This window comes from Terriglobia bacterium, from assembly GCA_036496425.1.
Classification (GTDB): domain Bacteria; phylum Acidobacteriota; class Terriglobia; order 20CM-2-55-15; family 20CM-2-55-15; genus 20CM-2-55-15.
The window spans coordinates 21,711-28,647 of sequence record DASXLG010000059.1 but is presented as its reverse complement, the minus strand read 5'-3'; the positions used below and the strand labels follow the sequence as shown (position 1 = coordinate 28,647).

The following is a 6,937-nucleotide window of genomic DNA, read 5'->3' as shown; positions in this document are numbered from 1 at the left end:
CACGGAAGCAGTGGGCTGGCGCGCGATGATCGAAATGTGGATCAACGACCATTCCTGGTCCTGGCCGACGCTCGAAATGATCCACTACGTCGGAATGGCGTTCCTTTTCGGCGTGTCGACCGTCCTGCTGTTCCGTATGCTCGGTATTATGAAGGGCATCAGCTTCCAGGCACTGCACCGGCTGTTGCCCGTGGCCATTATCGGTTTTGTGATCAACACCATCACCGGAATGATCTTCTACTCCGGCGCCCCCCAACTCTACCTCGGCAAGACGGGGTTCCATATCAAGATCCTGGGAATGATTCTGGCGACCGTTCCCATCCTCTATTTCACGATGTTCGATGAGCCCTGGAAGGTGCGTGCGGAGGACAACGCTCCTGCCCTGGCGAAAATCGCCGCGGTGGCGACGTTTGTGCTGGTTGTCGTCGTGATGATTTACGGACGTTTTCTTCCCTGGGTTAATTAGAGGGGTTTGAATTAGATATGGCGATCCTGAGTATCCTTTACATCTCTGCAACTATCGTTCTCGCCGTCAGCGCGCTGGCCTGTTTTGCGATTTACAAGATCGACAAGAACGCCGAGAAGATCGAGAAGGACATGTAGTTCTATTGGAAATTCGAGATTGGAGGTTGGAAATTGGAGATCGGATTTCCAATCTCCAACTTCCAATCTCGAATTTCCAATAAGAACCAAAGATCAGTAGCCGTCCCCGAGTATCGTCGCAGAATAGGGGATCAGGCGCCCGCTGATCATAATCAACATCCACAACGCCATCTGGCAGGCCGCCATCGTTTTCGCGCTGCGCGGAAGATTGTTTTCGTCGACTGAGGGATCTGTAAAGACCCTCATCTCGAACTTCCACATCATCGGCGTCGCCACGGCTAGTAAAATCATCTTGAACCACAGAATGGGGTTGGGAACCCGTTTCTGCGCCGCCGCCATGACCAGCATCAGGCCTGTGATCGTGGTCACGATCAGCCCCAGCCACATTACCGGAAACAGCTTTTTCAATGGCTTGAACGGAATGCTGCGGGCAAAGCCCAGCATGCGCGCACAGACGATCAAATTGGTCGCCATGATGAAACAGTAGCCGAAGGCATGAGTCGTTAATATGGCGGGGAAACTCCAAAGAGAATCGGACTCGCGAACAAACAGACTGATGCCTGTACCTTCAAGACTTTCCAGAAAACCAACAACCACCGGGTACTCCTTATAAATGGCAAATTGAGCGTTCATCATACTCGAAATCGGACTTCAAGCAAGGGGCCTTGTCGGGCGTGGCTGGGGCTTTGCACAAAAGATTGCGTGGCGAGGACATTCCCCGCCTTTCCAAGGCGGGGTGCCCGAGCGATCAAACGTTGGAACGCTCGGGCGGGGCGGTTGTCAACGAACCGCGAAGCGCACTTTTTTTGTTTGAAGTTACTCGCCCTTAGCTCCAGAAAAGTGACGCGATATCTGGAAGCGAAGATATTTCAGAGCCTAGCTATTCTTTCGGAATCAGTCGAATCGAAAGATCGGGATTCCCGCCGGCCTCGATTTTGACCGGCACGCCGAGGGCTTCGTAAGGTTCGAGATAAATCGGATTCAGGTAAGCGTTTGGTGCAAGTTCTTCCCAGCCAAACGCCTTGTAGTTTCCAGGGGGGATTCCGCGAAGGGTCACCTGTCCATCGTCTCCGGAAAGCCCAGCGCGGTATTGTTCGCGGCGATTACGACGCGAAGCATCTGGAATAAGGACAACGTTGACACCGGTACGCAGTTCTCCTTTCGAATCGAACGTCTTCACCGGCAAATGGCCGCCGTCGGAGCCCAGCAGGATCTGCAGCGGATCCCCGGTGGGCCGCTTTCCCACGCTCACCGTGTTCTCCAGAACATCGGCGTCGCCGAAACGCGCGGCTTTCAGGTAAAAGTCCTGGGGAAGGTTGGACACATCGACCACATAATTCCCCGGCACGATTCCGTTCAGCGTGATCTGGCCATCGGTGCGCGCGAGCACACTCGGGGGAGAGGGCAGGGCGGGATCTACGGAGGTCAGCGAGACGGCAATCTGACGTAAGTCCGCCGAGGCGCCGGATTCGAGAAACAAGCGGCCGTTTATCACCTGCGCCGGGCTTAGCGAAACCGTTGTGGTGTAGGCTCCTCCAGCCGGAGCAGCTCGGATCTCGATGCGCTCGACTGCCGTGAGTTCCTGGTTTCCCGCTCCGCTCTTCGCCACCAATATATAAGAGCCGGGCGCGACACCCTCGATTGCGAACTGCCCGGCGGCAGAGCTTTGCGCCTGATAGCGGGAAAGACTTGGATCCACCGATGGCGGGGCCATCGTGAGGGCGGCGGGCACCGCCCGGCCGGAGACTTCATTCATGGTATGGCCTGCCACCGACCACAACGCCGCATGCTGCAGGCGGAAATCGACGCGGACTTCCCGGCCGATATCCAATCGGACCGGCTTCGCGCCTTCCGGCGTACCGACGCCTGGAAAATAAGTCGGAGCGACGGCGCTCTCCGGCGCCGGATCATCGCCTGCAGGCAAGGGTGATGCGGCATAGAAGAAGTAGTCGCCGGGATCGAGCCAGAAAATACGGTACTCGCCGCGATCATTGGTGATACCGGTCGCCGCCCGCGACAGGCGGGCGTTTCCCCGCACATCGTAGGCTCGGCGGAGCGCCTCGACCATGACATTGGCGATGGGTTCACCAACGTTATCCAAAACCCAGCCGGCAGCGGTGGGAGCCGGATCCAGCTCAAAGCCAACCTTGGCCGCCATCTGGCGGGCGCTGAGGATAATCTTCGTCGAACGCTGTTGCCGGATGTAGCCGTCGCAAGTTACGGCCATTGTGTACTGTCCCGGCGGAAGATTCGAGAACATGAATTCGCCGTTGCCGTCGGTTCTCGCAATTAGCGTGTTCGGGCCACCGCTCAGTTCCAGACGCGCATTCCGTAACGGCTGGCGGATGGCAGTGCCCGACTTCACGACGCTTCCGGCGATCGAGCCGGGAGCAGGAGCAAGCTGAAGTGCAATGACGGCCAGCGCTGCAGCAACCAGGGGGCGGATCAACGGATTCCTCCCGCCGTTTCCGCCGCGGGAATCGCTTTCAGCTCTATTGTCTTGCCGCCGTTGTCTCCGAGCGTGACGGAAACACCGCGATCCCTGAACGGACTGGCTCCCGAAATGTTCGCGCCCAACGCATAATACGCGCCCGACTCGATCCGCTCGAACGCATAAACGGTGTAGGTGCCGGGCGGAAGGGCGCTCAAACGAAGATGGCCGGAGCTGTCCGTAAAGCCCGTGAAATAACGATCGGCCCGCCGGCGTAAAGTAGCGGCGGGTACGACCGCTACTTGAGCGCCAATCGCCGGGTCCGCCCCGTTGGTGACCTGCACGTCCAACGTATCGGGAGCGGGTGCGACAACGATCTGGATCGGTGCGCTCCCGGAAAGCCTGTTGCCTCCGGAAAGGAGGTTGCGTCCGGCCGAGTTGATGCTTTTCACATACATACCCGGCGGAATCGGTTCGACCACGATGTCCCACTCGCCGGCGGGAACGTCTGCGAAAGCAAACGTGCCGTCCGGCTTCACATCTTCTGTCAGTGTCTGATCGAATTCGATCGTGCTGCGTACCAGCCGGACATGCGGCGCGGCGAAGTTGATCGGCTGACCGAAATCCAAAGTCACTCCACCGGAGACGCGCTGCGTCATGATCAGAGCCATGCGTATGCCGTCGAGATCACTGTCCTTTACGTTGAGTGTCATGACGTCCGACGAAAAGGATCCGTACGCCGATATAATTGTGCCCAGCAGCAAATAAGTTCCCGGCGAAACACCGCGGATTTCGAACGCGCCGCCCGCACCCGTCTGCACAAAGGAAGTGGCTTCCGCCAGGTCGCTGCCTTTCGGAACTATCGCAATTTTGACTCCGGCCAGTGGAGGAACGACCTGGCCGTGTATTCGGAATCGGGCTGGTTCCTTCAGGTAGATCGTGACCCCTCCGTCATCGAAATCCGGGGCGAGACGGACCGGACGCGCGTACGAAAGCTCCCCGGTCCCATCGTAGAACTGCGTGACATAGCCGTCGTCTGCGCGGGACACATTTGCGCTCAATTGCGTTTTTCCGACGGCTTCCGCGCGCTCACGGTCGCCGTATCCTGCGCTGACGAAGTATTCGCCGAAAGACAGGCCGGACAATCGGAATGCTCCCAGATCGTCCGTCATGCCTTTTTTCACGACCCGCATCCGCGTCCCGTAGGGCGTGTACTGTCGGACGTAGGCGCGCACCAGCGCAGCAGCCAGCGGTTGACCGTCCGGGCCGACAACGGTTCCCGAAATCACCGGCGCGGCCGCCATCGGCAGCACGATATTCCTCAAAGTCTGACCGCCGCTGAGGCCAATCTTGAAGCCGGACGCGGTCACGCCCCGCCGGGGATCCTGCATCAGAACGAATCCGGCGTGCGACACCGAAACCGTGTATTCGCCCGGCGGCACGTTCAGGAAGCGGAAGGCTCCGTTGAGGTCCGTCGCTGTCGAAAAGTTCCCGGCTTGAGCTCGACTCTCGCGTTCGGTATCGGCTCAGAAGTGGCCGCGCCTGAACGAACGACGGTTCCTTCCATCGCCCCCCGCAGCGGATCCGGCTGGACTTGCAATCCCACGAAGAAGACAATCAGCCCCCCGATAAACGCGGTAATTGCCGGCATGTGTCATGGACAACCGGAGTGGGGTATTGGTTCAAAAGTCGCAAAGTCATTTTGGCTCTATTGGAAGTTGCATCACTCGAGATTTTTTCATTCCTAATTTGAAATGCAGAAACCTCCAATGATCCAACTTCCAATGAACCCTTTCTTTGATATGGTCTTGACACCCTCGGATAGGTCTGATATCCCCACTGAGACTCTTTCACCTTAAAGGGAGCACTTATGACGGCACAGCGAGTGAAATGGCTTCTCCTGGGACTTCCCGGGATTTTCCTTTTTACATGGGCGACGTTGCGCGAAGCGCAAGCCCGGCAGGGCGCAGCATCAGGTAAAGTTCAGCAACAACAGGTCAAGAAGATCGACGATAAGACGCTCAAGAACGCAGGAAAAAGTACGGACTGGTTGAGCAACGGGATGAATTGGAACGAAAACCGGTACAGCCCGATGACTCAGATCAATCCCGAAAACGTGGGCAAATTGAGCCTGGCCTGGTCTTACGAACTGGGAACCGGCGGCGGCAACCAGCAGGCGACGCCTCTCTATTCGAACGGCGTCCTCTATACCATCACCAACTGGAGCATTGTTGCCGCAGTCGACGCGAAAACCGGCAAACAGATATGGCGCTATGACCCGGAAGCGGACCGCACGATGACGCAGCAGGGTAAATCGCGCCTCTGTTGTGGTGTGAATAGCCGCGGCGTTGCGCTATACGAAGGCAAGGTGCTCGTCCCCGTGATCGATGGCCGGATGCAGGCTTTGGATGCCGCGACCGGAAAACTGTTGTGGTCGACATGGGCGATTCCGCAGCCGAAAGAGGGTGAGATTTCTTCATACTCCATCACGATTGCGGCGCGTGTCGCGAAGGGCAAAGTTTTCATCGGGAATGCCGGCGCCGAATTTCCTCCATTCCGGGGATACATTTCCGCCTTCGATGTGAACACCGGCAAAGAGCTGTGGAAGTTCTACGTCACGCCGGGAGACCCTGCGAAGGGATTCGAGAGCAAAGCCATGGAAGCCGCAGCGAAAACCTGGGGCGGCGAATGGTGGAAGCAGGGCGGCGGCGGATCGATCTGGGACGGCATGGCCTACGATCCCGATGAGAACCTTTTGTATGTCGGAACCGGGAATGGCGCAGTCTGGTCCGCGGACGTTCGTAATGGCGGCAGGCAGGCGACGCGCCTGGACAATCTCTACGTCGCATCGATCATCGCCCTGAACGCAGATACCGGACAATTGAAGTGGCATTACCAATGCACGCCCGGAGACGAGTGGGACTATGACGCCATTCAGCACCTGCTCCTTGCGGATATCAAAATCGACGGCCGCAATCGCAAGGTCGTCATGCAGGCGAACAAGAACGGCTACTTCTACGTGATCGATCGCACGAACGGCGAATTCATCTCGGCGTCCGAGATGTCTCAGGTGAGCTGGGCTACCGGAATCGATCCGAAAACCGGGCGTCCCAATGTTCATCCCGACGCGCTTTACTCTTCGAAAAAAGGTGTGACGGTTTATCCGGTGCAGATGCACAACACGTCGCAGATGTCATTCAATCCGAACACCGGTCTGATTTATGTTCCGATCGCGGTCGAGAACACATTCAGCTTCGTTGCCTCTGACACGTTCTCTCCGACTCCAGGAAGCCAGAACTTCGGTCTCAATCTGGGTGGAGCCCGCGGCGGTACCCCGATGGCGTCGCCCCCTCCGCACGGACCCGACCGCAAGAATCCCGACGGCAGCAAAGTGCGCGGCGGCATTCTCACCGCCTGGGACCCAGCAACACAAAAGGAACGATGGTTCGCGCCCGGCGGCGGGCAGTCCGGCGGCGGCACGCTATCGCTGGCTTCAAACCTCGTTTTCCAGACGCTCGGCAACGGCCATCTGAAAGCATTTACTGCCGACAAGGGTGAACAGCTTCTCGATATGGCGATGCCGGTGACTGCCGGCACCGGCCCGCCGATGACCTACATGATGGACGGCAAGCAATACATCGCCGTCATGGGTGGAACCGGCGCTCCTCAACGCGGTGGAGGCGGTGGACGCGGACGTGGCGCCGCACCAGGAACTGGGAGTGCGGGACGTGGCGCACCACCTCAACAAGAGGCAACTGCAGCTGCGGCTCAACGTGGAAACGGTGCCCCGCCGGCCCCTGCCGCGCCCGGCGCCAATAATCCGAAACTGCTCGTTTACGCTGTTCAGAACTGAGTAAAAGGGGAAGGACACAAGGAATCTATTGCACCAATGGTGCAATAGAT

The 6,937-nt window shown here is 58.1% G+C and carries 5 protein-coding genes; 2 read left to right on the top strand and 3 right to left on the bottom strand.

Annotated elements, in window-relative coordinates; all coding sequences use genetic code 11:
• A partial coding sequence (locus tag VGK48_03980; protein HEY2380323.1) for a hypothetical protein occupies positions 1 to 466 on the top strand: 466 nt, incomplete at its 5' end.
• 230 nt (positions 467 to 696) lie between these two features.
• On the opposite strand, the gene VGK48_03975 is transcribed toward VGK48_03980, so the two are convergent.
• From VGK48_03975 to VGK48_03965, 3 genes are all read right to left on the bottom strand, one after another.
• Positions 697 to 1,239: a hypothetical protein gene (locus VGK48_03975; GenBank protein ID HEY2380322.1), complete on the bottom strand. Its 543-nt coding sequence runs from the start codon at positions 1,237 to 1,239 to the stop codon at positions 697 to 699.
• A 244-nt stretch (positions 1,240 to 1,483) separates the two neighbouring features.
• Positions 1,484 to 3,052, bottom strand: coding sequence for a carboxypeptidase-like regulatory domain-containing protein (locus tag VGK48_03970; protein ID HEY2380321.1), 1,569 nt, complete (start codon positions 3,050 to 3,052; stop codon positions 1,484 to 1,486).
• A complete protein-coding gene (locus VGK48_03965) occupies positions 3,049 to 4,476 on the bottom strand; it encodes a carboxypeptidase-like regulatory domain-containing protein (GenBank protein HEY2380320.1) in 1,428 nt (475 codons plus the stop codon). Before VGK48_03965 ends, VGK48_03970 begins: the two co-directional genes overlap by 4 nt.
• Positions 4,477 to 4,904: 428 nt before the next feature.
• Here VGK48_03965 and VGK48_03960 point away from each other — a divergent pair, with 428 nt between their 5' ends.
• The gene (locus VGK48_03960) at positions 4,905 to 6,887 is read left to right on the top strand and encodes a PQQ-dependent dehydrogenase, methanol/ethanol family (GenBank protein ID HEY2380319.1); all 1,983 of its coding nucleotides are present in this window, start codon (positions 4,905 to 4,907) and stop codon (positions 6,885 to 6,887) included.
• Positions 6,888 to 6,937: the final 50 nt, after the last annotated feature.

What these genes read in the sequence shown, in the direction of transcription:
- VGK48_03975 (HEY2380322.1), bottom strand. Translation starts at nt 1,239, where the DNA reads ATGATGAACGCTCAATTTGCCATTTATAAGGAGTACCCGGTGGTTGTT.
- VGK48_03960 (HEY2380319.1), top strand. Translation starts at nt 4,905, where the DNA reads ATGACGGCACAGCGAGTGAAATGGCTTCTCCTGGGACTTCCCGGGATT.